Raw genomic sequence first — 18,742 nt, 5'->3', positions numbered from 1 at the left:
CAACTTCGTTATGAGATACGTTGTTATCAATAGGGTAAATAGATAATCTTTTAACGTTGCTAATGATACAGATTTAACGGAATCTTTAAATTACAAAAACATTTTATTCATTTAATTCGCATTAATAACCTCTACCACAAAGTGACCACACAATGAATTTTTTACAAAATAAACATGTTTTACTGGGTGTAACGGGTGGGATTGCTGTTTATAAATGTCCAGACCTTGTGCGACGTTTACGGGAACAAGGCGCGGTGGTAAAAGTGGTAATGACGGATGCTGCACAAGCCTTTGTGACACCGCTGACCTTTCAAGCGGTATCAGGGCAACGTGTTCATACACATCTACTAGATTCTGAAGCAGAATCAGCCATGGGACATATAGAATTAGCCCGTTGGGCGGATGTTATCCTCATTGCACCCGCAACAGCCGATTTTTTAGCGCGCCTAACCGTTGGTATGGCAAATGATTTATTAACAACGCTTTGTTTAGCCAGTACGGCACCGATTATTGTCGCACCCACAATGAATCAACAAATGTGGAATGCCAGCATTACACAAGAAAATTGTCAACGTCTGATACAGCGTGGCATTACCCTTTTAAAACCCGCTGAGGGTGCGCAAGCTTGCGGGGAAGTCGGTATGGGACGTATGCCCGAACCCTTAGCAATAGTGGCGCAACTACAGACTTTTCTCAGTCCTCACCGTTTAAAAGGCTATAAAGTTCTCATTACCGCAGGTGCAACCCGTGAAGATATAGACCCTGTCCGTTTTATCAGCAATCGGAGTTCGGGAAAAATGGGTTACGCACTGGCAAATGCGGTTTTAGCCGAAGGGGGGGAGGTTATTTTAATTAGTGGTAATAGTGTGTTACCGCCGCCAATAGGTGCGCAACTGATGCCTGTTTATAGTGCGCAAGATATGTATGAAGCCGTGATGTTTAATATAGAAAACGTTGATATTTTCATTTCAACGGCAGCGGTTGCCGATTATCGTCCTGCGCAAGTTGCAACGCAAAAAATGAAGAAAACGGTGCAAAGTGAATTAAGCCTGCCATTGGAAAGAACAACGGATATTCTCGGCGAAATAGCCAAATTACCACAACGCCCGTTTACCGTTGGTTTTGCAGCGGAAACACATGATGTTGCTAATTATGCGTGGGAAAAACTGCATCGGAAAAAATTAAATATGATTGCAGCAAACCCTGTGGGGAAAAATCAGGGGTTTGATAGTGATGAAAACACTTTATTAGTGCTATGGGATGGTGGAGAGCAAGATTTAGGGTATGGATTAAAACAAGATTTAGCTATAGATTTATTAGAGTTGGTTATTAAACGGTTTTTGTTAGAAAAAAATCCCGATAAAGCCTAGTTAAAAAAATAGACCATTTGTCCAAAGCAAAATGTAGCACGTTTTTATTTAATGGATATTATCGTTTGACGCGATACTATCCATTTGTATTACTTCAGAGTTTTGCGTTTAAAAGTAAGTCAATTAGTTTTTTGAATGCTGACCATTCTGAACAGCCTGATTTGAACCGTTTTTAATGATTAAACCATTCCTTCTTCAGTAACACGTAAGACTTCTTCAATACTGGTCATGCCTTGATAGGCTTTTAACCAGCCATCTTCGCGTAAATTGCGGAAACCTTGGCGCGAGGCTAAACGACGTAATTCACTGACGGGCGCGCGGTTTAAAACTAAGGTTTGTAATTCTGGCGTGATGTAAACCAGTTCATAAATCCCAACACGTCCTTGATAGCCTGTGCCTTGGCAATGGGTGCAACCAACGGCTTCTAACCAATTAGCGGATTGCGTGGCTAAATAAGGGGGTATAATCTCATTTAACCGTTCAAGAACAGCCATTAAGGGCTTAGTTGGTTTGGCACAGTGGCTACATAAACGACGAACAAGCCGTTGTGCTTGTACGGCACGTAATGAGGTAGCCACTAAAAAAGGTTCAACACCCATATCAACTAAACGGGTAAACGCGCTAACCGCATCATTTGTGTGGAGTGTAGAAAGTACCATGTGTCCTGTGAGGGAGGCTTGAATGGCAATTTCTGCTGTTTCACGGTCGCGGATTTCACCTATCATAATAATATCAGGGTCTTGACGCAGAATGGCGCGTAATGCGCTCGCAAAGGTGTAGCCTATATCGCTATGGGCTTGAACTTGTGTCACCCCTTTTAATTGATATTCTACAGGGTCTTCAACGGTGATAATTTTTTGTGAACGGTCATTAACTTCATCTAACGCAGCATATAACGTTGTTGATTTTCCTGAGCCTGTTGGACCTGTTACCAAAATAATACCGTGCGGTTCACCAATCCATTGTTTAAAAAGTTGTAGGTGGTCAGTTGCAAAACCTAAGCGGTCTAGTCGACTGGTTTGACGTTCTTTAGGCAATAAGCGCATGACTATTGATTCACCATGTACTCCCGGCAAACAAGACACACGAATATCTAACTCTTGTCCACTGACGCGCGTGTTAAGTCGCCCATCTTGTGGTAAACGCCGTTCCGCAATATCTAAGCCTGAAATCAATTTAATGCGTGAAGCAATGGCGTTAAAACGCTCTTTAGGTAAATTGAGATGCTCATATAACACCCCATCTACGCGATAACGAACAAAAAAAGTGTGTTCTTCTGGTTCTACGTGTACATCAGAGGCGCGGCGGTCTATCGCCTGAGAAAACATATTGCTAACAAATTCAACAACGGGCGCACCTTCGGCAAGCTCACGCAATAAATGAACATCGTCTGTATTCACATCGTCTGCATTTAGGCGCGCTTTTGCCAACATATCCAATAATCTATCTAAATCTTGGTTACGGGCTAAATACCATACTATCTGTGAAGTAAAACGATTATCCAGAACTTCGTGCAAGGTATCGTCTAAAGGGTCACGCGCAATACAATAAATTTTTTCCGATTCGACTTGCGTCCAGATAACTAATTCCTGATCTAAACACCATTCTTTTTCTAACCCTGTTTTTTCTAAGCCATTGAGTAATAAATTAACATCTGTTGGTAGTTGTGCGGTAGGAATCACTGCAATATTCAATTGTTGGGCTAGGGTGATTAATAACCCGTCCTCAGAAATTGCGCCCATACGAATTAACACCGCCCCAAGTCGCCCCCCAAAACGGTTTTGAAATTCGAGCGCACGTTGAATGTCGGTAGAGGTTGCAAGTGCCGTTGCTACTAACATTTCTCCTAAACGAGCGGGTGTTGGTGTGGTAATCGCTTCAACTAGAGCAGTGGACATAAAGATAAAAAATCGGTGATATTGAAAAGTAATAAAATGGTTTGGTTATTAATTAATAGGGTGCATCGTGCTATCCCATATTTTTTTTTGTCCTGCAATGCCCTGTCCGCCATGCGCCCACGCAAAGCCTATATCTTGATATTGCAATCCACCACTGGCAAAAACAGGTATTTTCGCTTGTTCTGTCTGGGTAAAAAAAGTGAGCCAACCTAATGCATTACTTGTTGCACGGATAGGGCTTAAGGTAACAAAATCTAAATCTATTGTTTGAGCTTGTTTAATATCATCCGGTGTATGACAAGAAGCGGCAACCCATAAGTCTTTTTTTAAAGGACGTTCAACCAGTTGTAATAAATCAGCTTGTTGTAAATGCACACCATGCACACCAACCGATAGCGCAATCGCTGGTGTTGTATAAGCTAAAACTTGGACTTTATAAGGCTCACAAATCGTAAGAATTTTTTCTGCACAATAACAATATTCATGCGCATCTAAAAAAGAAGAACGAAATTGTAATAATTGAATACCTTGCTCCAAATTACGTTCTAATTGATAAAAAAATTTAGGATCATTCCGTTTTAAAGGTTCAGCCGTAATCAGATAAACAGCGGGCAATAATGCTGCGGTAATAACGGGATAATTAGCAGCGGGAAATGTTTTCGTTCGCAACAAATGCGGCGCGCACCATTCGATAGGTTGCCCCTCACGTCCCCACGCTTTTCCGCTAAATTGTTCTACTGACCAAACATCAAGCAAAACTTCGCGGTGCGTATAAGTATGCCGAATACGGATTAATGGATGAGCGCGTTGAATCGTTATATCTACTTCTTCTTTAAATTCACGAACTAAAGTTTCTTCGGGCTGTTCACCAACTTCACGTTTCCCCCCCGGAAATTCCCACAAATCGCCATGTTCTTTTGTTGGATGACGGCGGGCTAATAAAATATCGCCTTGTGCATTACGCACCACCCCCGCAACCACATGTAACGGTGCTAAATTCGTCATTCTTAGACTACTCCACTTAAAATCATTTCATGATACATACGCCATTATTAAAAATAACGGTGCTGGTTATCGCTTCTTTCGCGCATAAATTTTAGTAAAAGAGATAAAAGAAAAATTTATACTGAAAGGCATATATAACAAGTTTACCTGTTTTTTTAAAAAACAAGGCATGATTTATGCCGTCCATCTATACATCAAATTAAAATCTGTCTGCATTAGAATGACCAAAACTAACAAAATTTTCAGGCATAAAAGTATTGTTTTTTAATCTTTAATCCCGCCTAATATTCTGATAATACCGTAAATTATGATTAGCTATAAACTAAAAAACCCAGCAGACTTTTAAAATCTACTGGGTTTTTTCAAAATCAACCAATAACTAACTTGCTACACGATAGGATTAATACACAACAAATTCAGCTCGACAACCCGCATCAACCCAAACACCGCGTTTATCATATCCCCACGTATCGCCAAGTTCGCAGGCGGAATCGCTCAGTTGACGATAAAGTTTAACCCCACGTCGGGTATTCACTTCACAATACGTGTAATTATGGTTTTCCGAATTACAAACAATAGTCTTGCCTGATGAGGTATCATCCCGATTGTTACGACCTTTATTTTCAATAGAAAACTCCGCTCGACAACCGTTAGTTACCCAAATCCCCCCATTATCATACCCCCATGAATCGTTATAACGACACTCAGCATTGCTGATTTGTTTGTATATCTGCACACGTCCACGAACATTCGTTTTACAGTAAACATACCCATTTTTGTAAGAATTGCAGGTAATCCGATTGTCTGAGGAAGAACCTGATGTGTTATCTTCTTCATAATTCGGATAATAACGCCGCATATTGCCGTCGGAATTACGGTTATCATCGTAACGCGGAGAATCCCGCTCATGCCACTCGCGCCGCTTAGTCCAGTCTTTATCATCCCGACTCCGATCATAATTTCGCCCCTGATCATAATTCCGACCCTGATCATAATTATCCCCGTTGAACTTATTCGCTGAACGAGAGGGGGTATCATAATCTTTCCATGTTGATTTATTTTCGGGAGTAACAACCGCTCCCTGTCCTCTTTTTGGGGGTGGGGCTTCAGGCGGTGGTGTTTGTTCGCTCCCTACACCAGAATCAAAACGATCCCATTTGCTGTCTGCCATAACAGGACTCATACCACAACCCACAGTTGCAAACAACGTGTATATCAAAAGGTTACGTGTTAAAGTAAGCATATTTTTTTCCTTATATCAATTATGTAAATAATTGGCTTGTTATGATTAATTAAGTCTATCGGAGTTTTTAATAGATGAGGCATAATTTATGCCATAATATTGAAAGTACATGACTTTATTTTTATTTTTGTAAAAATACCGACTATCAAACGACTCTTTTTTTAGACAATGAGTTACACCAAGACAAGTATAATGTTGTACACGAAAAATCCTATAAGGGTGAATCGGTAAACGTGTGGGTAATTTATATTGGTTATAGCGAGAAGCGAACGATACGGATATATCGTACTAAAAAATATGTTTTTCTGACTTTGTTCTTTCTTTCCTGAAACTCAGGTTAAAATAGCAACTTTTATTGTGGATATTCCTAAAAATAACTTTGTTATCGAGGTTACGTTATGAACACTTTTGAAGCGGTTACACAATCCGAAGGATTCCGCCGCTTTTTGCTCTTTTCGCTCGTAGGGATTACAACCCTATTTGCATTGGGCTTATTAACCATGGTTTTTCAAAAAGATGGTATTACCGTTTTAGAATTAACCATGCTAATCCTGTACGCGATTTTATTTACGTGGATATGCTTTTCTTTCTGGACAGCCATGTTCGGTTTTATCATCTGTCTATTTCGACGCGACCGCTTCGCCATTTCAGCCAGCTTACCTGCGGATGATAATATTGCGCCTAGTAGTAAAACCGCGATTATTATGCCTATTTACAATGAAGACCCGCGCCGTGTCTTTGCAGGGCTGACCTCCATTTGTGAATCTTTACTAACGACTAATAAATACGACTGTTTTGAAGTATTTATTATCAGTGACACCCGCGACCCTGACATTTGGATAGAAGAAGAAATGCGCTGGCAAATTCTGCAACAAGCCATGCAGGGAAAAATCAATGTTTATTACCGCAATCGAGAAAAAAATAGCGAGCGTAAAGTCGGTAATATTAAAGACTTTTGCCAACGTTGGGGCGCACACTATCCCTTTATGATTATTCTCGATGCTGACAGCATCATGTCGGGGGAAACACTGGTAAAAATGGTGCGCTTGATGGAGAAAAATCAACATGTTGCCCTGTTACAAGTTTCACCGTTACCGATTAATAAAGAATCTTTATTCGCGCGGATTCAACAATTTGCCAGCAATGTTTACAATCCTATATTCACCGCAGGGTTAAATTTTTGGCAACTCAATGAAGGTAACTACTGGGGACACAACTCAATTTTACGGGTTAAAGCCTTCATGGACCATTGCGGACTCCCCCGATTACCGGGGAAAGAACCCTTTGGAGGCGATATTTTTAGCCATGATTTTATTGAAGCAGCGATGCTACGACGTGCAGGTTGGGATGTATGGTTAGCCTATGATATTGGTGGAAGTTATGAAGAAATTCCGCCTACATTAATTGATTATGCCAAACGTGACCGCCGTTGGTGTCAGGGTAATTTACAACACACCCGCATTTTATTTGCCAAAGGCTTACACCCCATTAACCGCTTGCATTTACTGATGGGAATTATGTCCTATCTTGCTTCGCCACTGTGGTTACTCTTCCTAATTGTCACAGCGATTGATGCCTACTTCCGTGCGCAAACAGAGCCTATTTATTTTTTTGGTGATACCCTATTTCCTGTATGGCCCGTGTCTTACACCATAGAAATGGCAACAGTGTTAGCCTTTACGCTGACATTTCTCTTTTTACCTAAAATTCTCAGTTTACTAATCATTACTACAAGAAAAGGCTTGTTAAAACAATACGGAGGGCTGGCAAAATTAAGCCTAAGCGTGGTGATAGAAACCCTATTTTCCACCCTACTTGCGCCCATTATGATGCTCTTTCAATCACGTTTTGTGCTTGCCATCTTATTACGTAGTAATATCACATGGATGACACAAAAACGTGACGACCACCACACCAACTTTTTAGAAGCCCTCTCTGCCCATACCAGCCATACCATCATCGGTGTGGTCGCGGGCTGGCTGTCTTATAACTATATGGAAACTTTTTTCTGGTGGTTTACGCCCGTTTTAGCGGGGTTAGTTCTCTCTATTCCGCTTTCCATGCTCCTCAGCCACGTATCATTAGGACGATTAGCACGTCGCTACGGCTTATTTCTCACGCCAGAAGAAACCGACCCGACGTATGTTGTGCAACGCCTCAAAGTCAATGAAACACTGCCAGACCCGTTAGTAACAACTTACCCCAGCCGTTTTGTGCAAGTTTTGGTTGACCCTTATGTCAACGCGCTACATACCGCCTTATTGCCCGAAACACAAACTTATGAAACAGGTAAACGTTATCAACACGAGTTACAAGGCTTAATTTATAAACTGTTAGAAGATGGTATTCATAGCCTAACGCAAGACGAAAAGCGCAAGTTATTAACTAGCCGTAACACCTTGTTAAAATTACATACAATGGTGTGGAGTTTGCCAAATATTGCAGATAGTTTAGGCAACACACGGGTTGCGGATATGCCTTAGTTTTATCTGAATAAAGTTTTTGCTGAAAATTCTGCAAGATAAATAAATGAGGATGCGTTGCTACGGCTAACGCATCCCACATTTATAACGGCTCTAGTCCTTTAAAATCAATCACTACAATGACAATACCCGACAATTTTCTCGTTATCGACACCGAAGGCAAAAACACATTAAATGAAATTGCCGTGCTAGATGCACAGGGACAACTTGTTTATGAAGCCTTTACACAAGAATATCAAACAACTACACACTTTAATGCCAAGCCATTAGCAACCATTTTGCACGATTTTATAAAGCTGAGTGCCGATAAAACGCTGGTTTTTCACTATGCAGAACATGATATAAAACTCTTGAAAAAGAGCTTTAAATCCGTTAAGTTAGCCTTTCCAACGCGACAAATCGCTTGTACTTATTTACTTGCAAAACAATGCTTTCCAACTATCTGTTCTTTCTCTTTAGAATATTTAAGTAAACGGTTTGGCTTAAAAGTAGGTAAGCATTATTTTAATAATAATGCGGCTCATTCAGCGCGTTATGATGCAGCTTTTACCTATCAACTCTATTGTAAAATTTTAGATAATCAGGACGATTCTATTAAAATGCCGTTAATCAATCCTTTTAGTGATAGTCGTGTTGACAATCCATTTCAACAACATATTGACTTAAAAAGTGTTTATCAATATGAATTTGCAACATTAAAATCTATTCTCAGTGAAATAAAGCAAGACCCAAATCACCAAAGTAAGGGAGCGATTATTATTGGTGAGGCGGGCAGTGGAAAAACACATTTAATGATGCGTTTAGCGCAAGAACTATTAAAAAATAATCGGTTATTATTTATTCGTCAGCCGAATAATTCTAATGCTGTTTTGCATCATGTTTATAGTCGGATTTTAGAGTCTTTTATAGAAAAAGTGCCTAATACCGATTTTTCACAATTAGAATATTTATTGGCGCATAGCTTTTCTAAGATTGCGATTGATTTTTATCAGAAAAAAGCATCAAAAAGCGATGAATCTATTTTAAATGCGCTATCTGCTGACCACTTAAATATTTATGCTAAGTTAGGTGGGGAAGGAACTGATATAAAAAGAAAAAACTGGTCTCATTTAGAAAAAAATACGATTAGCTGGTGGGAAAGTCAATATAGTTTTGCGGGCATTGCAACCGCCATTATCAAAGGCTTGATTAAATATTGTTCTTATAAGGATACTAACCGTCGTGAGTTGGTAAAACGCTGGTTAGCGGGCGCGACCTTAGAAGAGGAAGAATTAAAATTAATTGGCTTACCTAATTGGGATAATGAATTAAATTTAGAAGATTTTTCCTTGCAAGCCATGATAGTTTTTGGACGGTTGTCCATTATTGATGAACCCTTGATTATCGTTTTTGACCAGTTAGAAGGCTTGCGCGAGAATGAAACACTACTCGCACAGTTTGGCAATGGATTAAAAGAAATTTTTACGGCAGTTCCTAATAGTTTAATTATCCTAAATTTATTTCCAGACCGTTGGGCAACTTTTCAAAACATTTTTGACAGTTCTATTATTGACCGTGTATCACAATATCGAATCACCCTGAATCGCCCAAATGCAGAAACGTTGCAAGAAATCCTTTTTTTAAAAGCACGGGCGCAGGATATTGATTTAAAAAAGTTACTTCACGATAGCGATTTTACTGAAATTTTAAGTTTTTATTCAATTCGCACGGTATTAAATCGAGCGGCGGAATATTTTCGTTATCGTGCTGAAGGGATTGCATTACCACCATTAGATAATGAAAAACTCACGTTTGAAGCGAGTATTCGGCAAGTTATCACTCAATTAAAAGCAGAAATTAGTTTATTAAAACAGAAGGTTGGTATTGTAGAGTTGCCCGTTAGCACTCCCCCGCCCACAGCATCGACAACGATGTCGGAGGCAGATTTATTGTCGTATCTCACAGCAACTAAACAACAGTTAGTTGCTGATTATGAGAAAAAACAAATTATTTCTGAATCTGATGATATGGGCAAGTTGCGAACTATTTTTGATGCTTTTCATGCAACTAAGTACAACACGCTTGGGATAGATTGTCTGTATTATGGTAAAAAGGTTATTCCCGAAAATATCACTATCACGACAGAAAAAAATGTTTTTGTTGTTGGGTTTTTATACGCAGTGGGAACGTCTTTTACCGCCCGTTTAAAAAATTTTAATGATTTAGTGCTACAACATAAAGAATACCGTTTTCGTATCTGTCGTGATAGTCGTGAACCAACGATTAAGGGAAAAGTAGGGCTAGATGAAATTGAAAAATTTACAAATGCAGCAAATGGTAATTATTACCTGATGGAACAGGCTGATAGAATTAATTATGAGTTGTTATATAAATTAATAACGGATATTCAAAATAAAGATTTAGACATTGATTTAAGCAATGCCTTAAATTTCGTAGAAACACAATATTTGCGCGATTTTTGGGTGTTAGCATTGTTACGACATTGAGATAAATTGTTTACATCAGAATTTATACAATTTTAAGGATTATCAGAATATTATAATTTATTTTCATGATTGAAATACAGCCTAAAATTGACTATTTAAGCTAGTGAGTGAGATTGTATTTAAAGTGATTAAAGCACAATAAAATCTACAGCCCTAACCATAAAAAACGCTGATAATTAATGTCTAATAATCCACCCTACAGGATAAATAAATGGAAACTCCTCCTAGTCGTAAAAAACCGAAAGAAGAACAAACACAGGAAATTAAAGTAACGCCAAAACTATTTAAACAATGGGAAAGAGAGGCTAAAAAGGGAAATGCTCAAGCACAATTTATGTTAGGCTTTTGTTATTTAAAGGGAAAAAGCGTAAGCCAAAATCATAAAAAAGCGGTTGAATGGTTTGAAAAAGCGGCTAATCAAGAGCACGCTCAAGCTCAATTTATTTTAAGTATTCATTATTTAGAAGGGAAAGGGGTTGCCAAAAGTTATGAAAAGGCTTTTGAATGGCTTCAAAAAGCGGCTAATCAAGGGGACGCTCAAGCTCAATATAATTTAGGCGTTTATTATGAAGAAGGAAAAGGCGTAGCACAAAGCTATGAAAAGGCTTTTGAATGGTTTCAAAAAGCGGCTAATCAAGGGGACGCTCAAGCTCAACGAGCTTTAGGCAGTTGTTATAACCAAGGAAAAGACGTAGCACAAAGCTATGAAAAGGCTTTTGAATGGTTTCAAAAAGCGGCTAATCAAGGGGACGCTCAAGCTCAATATAATTTAGGTATTCATTATTTAGAAGGGAAAGGGGTTGCCAAAAGTTATGAAAAGGCTTTTGAATGGTTTCAAAAAGCCGCTCAGCAAACAAATGATAAAAATATCGCTACCCTTGCACAATATCGTCTAGCACGGGCTTATAAACAAGGTGAATGGGGTTCTGTTGATTTCGCTAAAGCTAAAGAATATCTACGTGAGATTACAGATGATAAAGAAGTTAATTCAAATCTTTTAGAGGAAATACAAGGTATAAATGAGGAAAATCAAGAAGCAGTTATGCGTTTTATTCGCCAAACTGCAATGAATGAATTAATCGATATCGAAAGACAAGAAGCAAAAGAAAAAGCAGATAAAGAAATGTTGTCGTTTTTAACCCATACATTAAATAATAGTTTGGGGACGGTGAATGAAAGTATGCGTCTTATCATCAAAGATTTAGGGACAAACTATGAGCAAGACCCTCAAAAATTTGAGGCGGTATTGCGTATTTTGTCACTTTCTACAACTTTCTCGATTACTAGCAATTTAATTAATACATTTAAACAATATATTACTGACCCCAATGATTTTATAACGAGTTGGCAAGAAGATAATACGGGACAAGGAAACATCCAACAAGTCTTAGCATTTTCATTGCAACAAACATTAAACCGCCTTTTCTTTCAACATTCTAATGATTATTTAAATAAATTTTTTCCACACTTAACCGAATCAGAATGCGATACACTACGTCAATCTTTTATTAAAGAAATCGTGATTATGTCTGATAAATCCGCAGAAAAACGGTTTGAATGGATTAAGAAAAACTTTGATATTTTTGAAATAAGTCTTGAAACTGATACGTTGATTTTCAAAGAAAAGGGTAAACGGTTTACTTTTTTCTTTTCTATTTTCTCAGAGCTAATTTATAACGCAATCAGATATTCAGCAGATAAACCCATTAAAATTTATTGGACAAAAGAAAACGAGTTTTATTGTTTTTCTTGTCAAAATACTTTTGTGAGCGCAACACGTTACACTGAAGAACATAGTAAAAAAGGCTTATCTTTTATTGAGCAATTACTAACGTTATTAAAACAATCAACACTTATTAAAAAAGAAGAAAACGAAATTTTTACCGTCACAATGCAAATGCATCAGGATAACTTAATATGAAGATTTTATGGGTTGAAGATTTTGGCGGTGTTGACGATATTGAAGCAATGTGTACTAGCATTTTTCAAGAGTTAGTCCCTGATTTAAGAATAAGTTCACGCACAACAGACTTTAGAAAAAATCCCGAGAAACTATCAAAGTTAATTAAAAATACTCAATCTGCTCATGAAGTAATGTTATGTCGGCATTATCATGATTTTGAGAAAATTTCTGAGGCGGATATTTTAGCGTCTATTGATACGGTGTTACTTGATTTAAATTTAAGTGAACTAGTTGACCCTAATGCAGAAATCCCTAAAAACTACCAGCATAATAAAGGTGGATTATATCTATACAATTTTCTCATTTATGCAGGTTTTCCACGTGAAAACATTCGATTTCTCACAGGTGTAAACATTAAATTAAGTGAGCTTAAAGAAAAATATAGAAAAATACATATTCCCCATGCGCCAGAGTCTTTTGAAAAAAATGATGTTGGTTACGAAAAACTACGCGCTTGGTTAAAAGCACAAGAACAACGCCCTTATTTAACCTTAAGACGAGGTATTATTAACGCCTGCCAATTTATTAAAAAATTAATTGGGACTGATGCTAAAAAAATTCGATTTAAAGAATTTCTCAGAAATAAGCCTGAAATTAATGATTTAAAAACCAGCATGGTGGATTATTTAGACACTTTAGAAAAGTTTTTTTCTTTAGCAGAACCTGCTGATAAAGCTAAAGATTATAAGTTGTTTGTTCGTACATTGGCGCATGAGTGGGAGGATAATGCTAATGTGTCGAATTTAGGTGAAAAATCTAAAATTGCTCTGTATATAAAGGCTTGTGGTATTATCATGAAAGAAGCTAGAAATGCACTAGCTCATAATTCTATCAACGGTAATTTTGATGAGTCTAGCGTTGCATTTTTATTCATTATTGCAATGCGTTGTATGTTCGAGTTACCTGACAAGCCAACACCTTTTGAACGTCTTCTTTTTAGTTTGTTTCTCGAAGAAAAAGAAATAGCGACAATTTACAACGAGAAAAAAATAGACCTAACGAAGTTTTACACAACGGTTAAAAAGACTTTTTGGGATAGCGTTGTGCTAGATAAAGTGATAAAAAAACAAACAGATTCAGTAAGTTTTAAAAGAGATTGTAATATAAGTACAAAACTTACAAAGGAGGATTTTTATAAGTTTTTTTGGTTACATCTTTTAACAGTTAAAATTACCAACAAAGATTTAATGCCTACTAATACTATCGGGAATAATGAAGTTTCTTTAACCGTAGTACATGAGATAGATGTAAACGCATTTTACGACCAATTTAATAACTCCAATTCTTTCCTCTTCCACTTCTCCCGCCATATCTACCCTTATAGCTTTTAAAACCTGCAAAAAGTAATTTTTATCATGAAATAATTAAATCAATTGATGATGACTATTTATATTCCCTTATCTTTATCATAAAATGCTCGACTTTACTCGTAGTCTATTTTTTCCGTACTGCAACATTTTTTGTTTAACCCTGTCTAAGAGGTAAGTTTTGTTATGCCCGTGCATCAGCGTCCTCTGTCGCCTCACCTGCAAATTTATAAACCCCAATTCACGTCTTTTACTTCTATCGTGCATCGCGCAACGGGAGTATTTCTCTCTATTGGAACTATCGCTTTGGTCTATTGGTTGTCTGCTATTGCAGGCGGGCAAGAATCCTACGCAACTGCGCAGGGGTTAATCGGTTCATGGATCGGTTTGCTCTTGTTGTTCGCTTGGTCAGTCTCTCTGTTTTATCACTTAGCAAATGGCATTCGTCATCTGTTTTGGGATATGGGACACGGTTTAGACATTAAAACGGCTGAAGCAAATGGTAAGCTGGTTTTAGTGATGACTGTGGTTTTAACTGGCTTGGCTTGGCTGTTAGCTTTTATTCTGTAGGAGAATGTGAAGAATGCGTTTACAGACACCGTTAGGGCGAGTACGCGGCTTAGGGTCAGCAAAAGAAGGCACAGGACATTTTATCGCACAACGGGTTTCCGCTTTAGCGTTGATTCCTTTATTGTTGTGGTTTGTGGCTTCTATTATTTCATTGGCAGGCAAAGATTACGTTGCAGTCAGTACATGGGTTAAAACCCCTTTTGTCACTGTCACGTTAATTTTATTGATTCTGGCAACGGTTTATCATGCGGTATTGGGCTTACAAATTGTCATTGAGGATTATTTCCACATTGATTTCAGTAAGTTCGTTATGCTTATTTTTATTAAATTGCTTGCAGTCGTGATTGCGGTTGCGGGAATTGTTGCCGTTTTACGGATTGCGTTGGGAGGCTAACTTGACTACGACAGCTTATAAAATTATTGATCATACCTACGATGTCGTGGTGGTCGGTGCGGGTGGTGCAGGGTTACGTGCTACTTTTGGGATGGCAGAAAAAGGCTTAAAAACAGCCTGTTTAACCAAAGTTTTCCCAACCCGTAGCCATACCGTTGCCGCTCAAGGGGGCATCAGTGCTTCTTTAGGCAATATGGGTGCGGATGATTGGCGTTGGCACATGTACGACACCGTTAAAGGCTCTGACTGGTTAGGCGACCAAGATGCCATCGAGTATATGTGTCGTGAAGCCGTGCCTGCAATTATTGAATTAGAACATTATGGCGTACCGTTTTCGCGGACAGAAGAAGGTAAGATTTATCAACGTCCTTTCGGTGGAATGACGACAAATTTTGGTGAAGGCACTGCACAACGGACTTGCGCCGCCGCTGACCGTACAGGTCATGCCATGTTGCACACACTTTACCAACAATCCTTAAAGCATCAGGCTGAATTCTTTATTGAATTTTTCGCCCTTGATTTAATCATGGATGCCGATGGTGCATGTCGTGGCGTAATGGCATTAGACATGGCAGAAGGGGTTATTCATCGCTTTCGGGCGCAAATGACCGTACTCGCTACCGGTGGTTATGGTCGCGCTTACTTCTCCGCAACTTCTGCCCATACCTGTACAGGTGATGGCGGCGGTATGGCACTGCGTGCAGGTATTGCCCTACAAGATATGGAGTTCGTACAATTCCATCCAACAGGCATTTACGGTGCGGGTTGCCTGATTACTGAAGGCGTGCGTGGTGAAGGTGGTTTCTTAACCAATTCATCAGGTGAACGCTTTATGGAACGTTACGCCCCGAATGCAAAAGATTTAGCATCACGTGATGTGGTTAGCCGTTCTATGACCATTGAAATCCGTGAAGGTCGCGGTGTGGGTGCAGGTCATGACCATATCCATCTACATTTAGAGCATTTAGGTGCAGAAGTCATTCATGAACGGTTACCCGGTATTGCTGAAACCGCGCGGATTTTCGCAGGCGTAGATGTCAGCAAAGAACCCATTCCTGTATTGCCAACCGTGCATTACAACATGGGCGGTATTCCAACTAACTATCATGGTGAAGTAGTTACCCTTAAAGATGGTAATCCTGATAGCGTTGTTCCCGGTTTGATGGCCATTGGCGAGGCCGCTTGCGTATCCGTACATGGTGCAAACCGTTTAGGTTCTAACTCCTTGTTAGACTTGGTTGTCTTTGGTCGTGCTGCTTCATTACGTTGTGCAGAATTAAGCAAAGATTGGAAAACACAAAAAGCCTTAGCAAAAGATGCGGGTGAGAATGCGTTAGCCCACTTAGATAAATTGCGCCATGCAAAAGGCTCATCCTCAACGGCTGAAATCCGTTTAGCCATGCAAAAAGTCATGCAAAATGATGCAGCCGTGTTCCGTACAGGGGAATCTCTCAAAGAAGGTTCTCAAAAGATTACTGATGTTTACAAATCTTTTGACAATGTTGGCGTGTCTGACCGCTCTTTAGTGTGGAACTCTGATTTAATTGAAACCTTAGAGTTAGACAATTTACGGGGTCAAGCCGTCGTCACCATGAATGCCGCCTTAAATCGGAAAGAAAGTCGTGGCGCACATGCGCGTGAAGATTATCCTGATCGTAACGATGACGAATGGATGAAACACACATTGATTTGGTTAGATGAACAAGGCAATACAAAAATCGACTATCGCCCCGTTCATGCTTACACCTTAACTGACGAGATGCACTACGTTGCACCGAAGAAACGGGTGTATTAATCCAATCGCTTCACCCATGTTGTGTGATGTATTTTAGTATCTACCTGTTTTATAAATAGGTATTGATTGAAGAACCGAAACGAGGTATGCAATGGCTGAGTTTAAACTTCCAGCGAATTCTGTAGTGAAAAAAGGCAAAAAACCTTTTAATACGGTGACGGACGCAAAGCAGGTTAAACGTTTTGTAATTTACCGTTGGAATCCAGACACAGGCGAAAACCCACATCTGGAAACCTATGAAATTGATTTAGATAAATGCGGCCCGATGATTCTGGATGCATTGATTAAAATCAAAAACGAAATAGACCCTTCCGTAACTTTCCGCCGTTCTTGCCGTGAAGGAATTTGTGGTTCTTGTGCCATGAATATTGGCGATAGCGCGGAGTTTGGCGGTAAAGGTTCAAATACATTAGCGTGTACGAAAGCCATCAGTGAGATTAAAGGCGATGTCGTTATTCATCCTTTGCCTCACATGCCAGTGATTAAAGACTTAGTGCCAGACTTAACCCATTTCTACGCACAATACGCCTCTATCAAACCTTGGATGCAAACCCAAACGCCCCCACCGCCAGACCGTGAGCGTTTACAATCCAAAGAAGAACGTGCAAAGTTAGATGGTTTATACGAATGTATTTTATGCGCATGTTGTTCAACCAGTTGCCCCAGCTACTGGTGGAATGGCGAACAATATTTAGGTCCTGCAATTTTATTACAAGCCTATCGCTGGATTATTGACAGCCGTGATGAAGCCACTGGTGAGCGTTTAGACGATTTAGAAGACCCATTCCGTTTATACCGCTGCCACACCATCATGAACTGCGCAAAAACCTGTCCTAAAGGTCTAAATCCTGCTAAAGCAATTGCATCAATTAAACAAAAATTGGTGGAAAGAAAGGTTTAAGCAGTACCGCGTTTAGTATAAAAAAGCCACTCATGATGAGTGGCTTTTTTGTTAGTGCTAAAAAAGCAGTGATTTGTTGTAATTGTTGTTGTCATCATTAATGAAAAAAATGATAACCCCGATGTGATTTTCTATCTTCTTGGAGAAAGATGAAGAACTTTTAAGTCTCTTGGCTTATGTATTTCTGCGTGGGCTGCTAATCATCGTTCGCATTCCCGACATTTATAGTTTTGTGTCCCTGCACGGGTTTTTCCGTATTTCACGATGTGTGTGGTCTTACAGCTAGGACAATTTAGTACCTTAAAACGCTTCTATTTCTTCAGTCTTCTTATTTTAATATCACTATAGTAACCGTATTTTAAAAAGAGAATAAGAAATGACCTATTCAATAGATTTCCGTAAAAAAGTATTAAAAGTGAAACAAGAAGAAAATCTCACCCTAGCAGCGGTAGCGAAACGCTTTCAAATAGCCATCGCAAGCGTCGTCAGGTGGAGCAAAGTATTGGAAGCCAAAGGGACACGTAACAGACCAACTAAAATAGATATGGAAGCCTTAAGACAAGATGTGGCGTTATATCCCGATGCTTACCATTATGAACGCGCAGCCCGTTTTGGGATTACGGAAGGCGGGATTCGCCATGCGTTAAAACGTCTAGGGATTAGCCGTAAAAAAAACACTCAAACACCCCAAAGCCAACCCCGAAGCACGGCAAATCTTCCAAGACAATATGAACCGTTATAAACAATCTGATAGGCAAATTGTTTTCATCGATGAAAGTGGTTTTGCTCATGATATGCCACGCCGTTTTGGTTATGCACCTATCGGCGAACGTTGCTTTGGCACGCAAGATTGGAATGCAAAGGGACGTACTAATGTCATCGGGGCTTTGCTCAATTTTTGTTTATTAACCATCTCTTTAGTTTCTGGGGCGATTAATTCCGATGTCTTTTTCGCTTGGATAACCCAAGACTTACTTCCTAAACTCCCTCAGAATTCTGTGATTGTGATGGATAACGCCACTTTTCATAAACGTAGTGACATTCAGCAGGCTATTTTAGACGCTGGGCATCTCTTGGAATATTTACCCCCTTATTCGCCTGATTTAAATCCTATTGAGCATAAATGGGCTCAGGCTAAGACTCTCCGTAAACAACAACATTGTTCTATTGATGAGCTCTTTTTACTGAGTTCTATTTAATCTTTTTATAGTACTGTTCCTATACAATACATTCTGTAACATAAATATTAAATTTTAACACATTGTTACACAACAATATTTATGCATCATTTTATCGTAAAAACTGTCATGTAGGTAGAACTACGCTT

At 39.1% G+C, this 18,742-nt stretch carries 14 protein-coding genes and 1 pseudogene; 11 read left to right on the top strand and 4 right to left on the bottom strand.

Annotation, left to right across the window (positions count from 1 at the left end; genetic code table 11):
- Positions 1–152 precede the first annotated feature (152 nt).
- Complete coding sequence (coaBC, locus tag AL038_RS05580) at positions 153–1,370, top strand: bifunctional phosphopantothenoylcysteine decarboxylase/phosphopantothenate--cysteine ligase CoaBC (RefSeq protein ID WP_062150200.1); 1,218 nt, start codon at positions 153–155, stop codon at positions 1,368–1,370.
- A gap of 179 nt (positions 1,371–1,549) precedes the next feature.
- Here coaBC and AL038_RS05575 read toward each other — a convergent pair whose 3' ends face one another.
- The 3 genes from AL038_RS05575 to AL038_RS05565 all read right to left on the bottom strand — a co-directional run bounded on the left by AL038_RS05575 (position 1,550) and on the right by AL038_RS05565 (position 5,516).
- Positions 1,550–3,268, bottom strand: coding sequence for a GspE/PulE family protein (locus tag AL038_RS05575; RefSeq protein WP_062150197.1), 1,719 nt, complete (start codon positions 3,266–3,268; stop codon positions 1,550–1,552).
- 48 nt (positions 3,269–3,316) lie between these two features.
- Complete coding sequence (locus AL038_RS05570) at positions 3,317–4,273, bottom strand: Nudix family hydrolase (protein ID WP_062150194.1); 957 nt, start codon at positions 4,271–4,273, stop codon at positions 3,317–3,319.
- A 400-nt stretch (positions 4,274–4,673) separates the two neighbouring features.
- Positions 4,674–5,516 (bottom strand): DUF3011 domain-containing protein, encoded by an 843-nt coding sequence (locus AL038_RS05565; RefSeq protein WP_062150191.1) that lies wholly within the window; start codon positions 5,514–5,516, stop codon positions 4,674–4,676.
- Between the two features lie 398 nt (positions 5,517–5,914).
- On the opposite strand from AL038_RS05565, the gene mdoH reads away from it, so the two are divergent.
- From mdoH to AL038_RS05525, 8 genes are all read left to right on the top strand, one after another.
- The gene (gene mdoH, locus AL038_RS05560; protein WP_062150188.1) at positions 5,915–7,999 is read left to right on the top strand and encodes a glucans biosynthesis glucosyltransferase MdoH; all 2,085 of its coding nucleotides are present in this window, start codon (positions 5,915–5,917) and stop codon (positions 7,997–7,999) included.
- 119 nt (positions 8,000–8,118) lie between these two features.
- The gene (locus tag AL038_RS05555; protein ID WP_062150185.1) at positions 8,119–10,485 is read left to right on the top strand and encodes an exonuclease domain-containing protein; all 2,367 of its coding nucleotides are present in this window, start codon (positions 8,119–8,121) and stop codon (positions 10,483–10,485) included.
- A 211-nt stretch (positions 10,486–10,696) separates the two neighbouring features.
- Entirely contained in the window at positions 10,697–12,406 is a 1,710-nt protein-coding gene (locus AL038_RS05550; RefSeq protein WP_062150182.1) for an SEL1-like repeat protein, read from the top strand.
- Positions 12,403–13,779 (top strand): hypothetical protein, encoded by a 1,377-nt coding sequence (locus AL038_RS05545; protein WP_062150179.1) that lies wholly within the window; start codon positions 12,403–12,405, stop codon positions 13,777–13,779. Before AL038_RS05550 ends, AL038_RS05545 begins: the two co-directional genes overlap by 4 nt.
- Before the next feature lie 162 nt (positions 13,780–13,941).
- The gene (gene sdhC / locus AL038_RS05540; RefSeq protein WP_062150176.1) at positions 13,942–14,325 is read left to right on the top strand and encodes a succinate dehydrogenase, cytochrome b556 subunit; all 384 of its coding nucleotides are present in this window, start codon (positions 13,942–13,944) and stop codon (positions 14,323–14,325) included.
- A 13-nt stretch (positions 14,326–14,338) separates the two neighbouring features.
- Positions 14,339–14,719, top strand: a complete 381-nt coding sequence (sdhD, locus tag AL038_RS05535) for a succinate dehydrogenase, hydrophobic membrane anchor protein (protein WP_062150173.1) — start codon at positions 14,339–14,341, stop codon at positions 14,717–14,719.
- Position 14,720: 1 nt separating this feature from the next.
- Positions 14,721–16,514, top strand: a complete 1,794-nt coding sequence (sdhA, locus tag AL038_RS05530; protein WP_062150170.1) for a succinate dehydrogenase flavoprotein subunit — start codon at positions 14,721–14,723, stop codon at positions 16,512–16,514.
- A 91-nt stretch (positions 16,515–16,605) separates the two neighbouring features.
- On the top strand, positions 16,606–17,415 hold the full coding sequence (locus tag AL038_RS05525) for a succinate dehydrogenase iron-sulfur subunit (RefSeq protein ID WP_062150167.1): 810 nt from the start codon (positions 16,606–16,608) through the stop codon (positions 17,413–17,415).
- Positions 17,416–17,615: 200 nt separating this feature from the next.
- Here AL038_RS05525 and AL038_RS18935 read toward each other — a convergent pair.
- Positions 17,616–17,696 (bottom strand): annotated as a pseudogene (locus tag AL038_RS18935) (IS1/IS1595 family N-terminal zinc-binding domain-containing protein); the annotation flags it as partial.
- A 95-nt stretch (positions 17,697–17,791) separates the two neighbouring features.
- Between AL038_RS18935 and AL038_RS18485 the strand changes: the two are divergent.
- Complete coding sequence (locus tag AL038_RS18485) at positions 17,792–18,157, top strand: IS630 transposase-related protein (protein WP_062149567.1); 366 nt, start codon at positions 17,792–17,794, stop codon at positions 18,155–18,157.
- Complete coding sequence (locus AL038_RS18480; protein WP_106405024.1) at positions 18,144–18,614, top strand: IS630 family transposase; 471 nt, start codon at positions 18,144–18,146, stop codon at positions 18,612–18,614. The genes AL038_RS18485 and AL038_RS18480 overlap by 14 nt, the downstream gene beginning before the upstream one ends.
- The last annotated feature ends 128 nt before the right edge of the window (positions 18,615–18,742 follow it).

This window comes from Beggiatoa leptomitoformis (assembly GCF_001305575.3).
GTDB classification, from domain to species: domain Bacteria; phylum Pseudomonadota; class Gammaproteobacteria; order Beggiatoales; family Beggiatoaceae; genus Beggiatoa; species Beggiatoa leptomitoformis.
The sequence above is the reverse complement of the archived record's forward strand: the minus strand, read 5'-3'. Positions and strand labels throughout refer to the sequence as shown.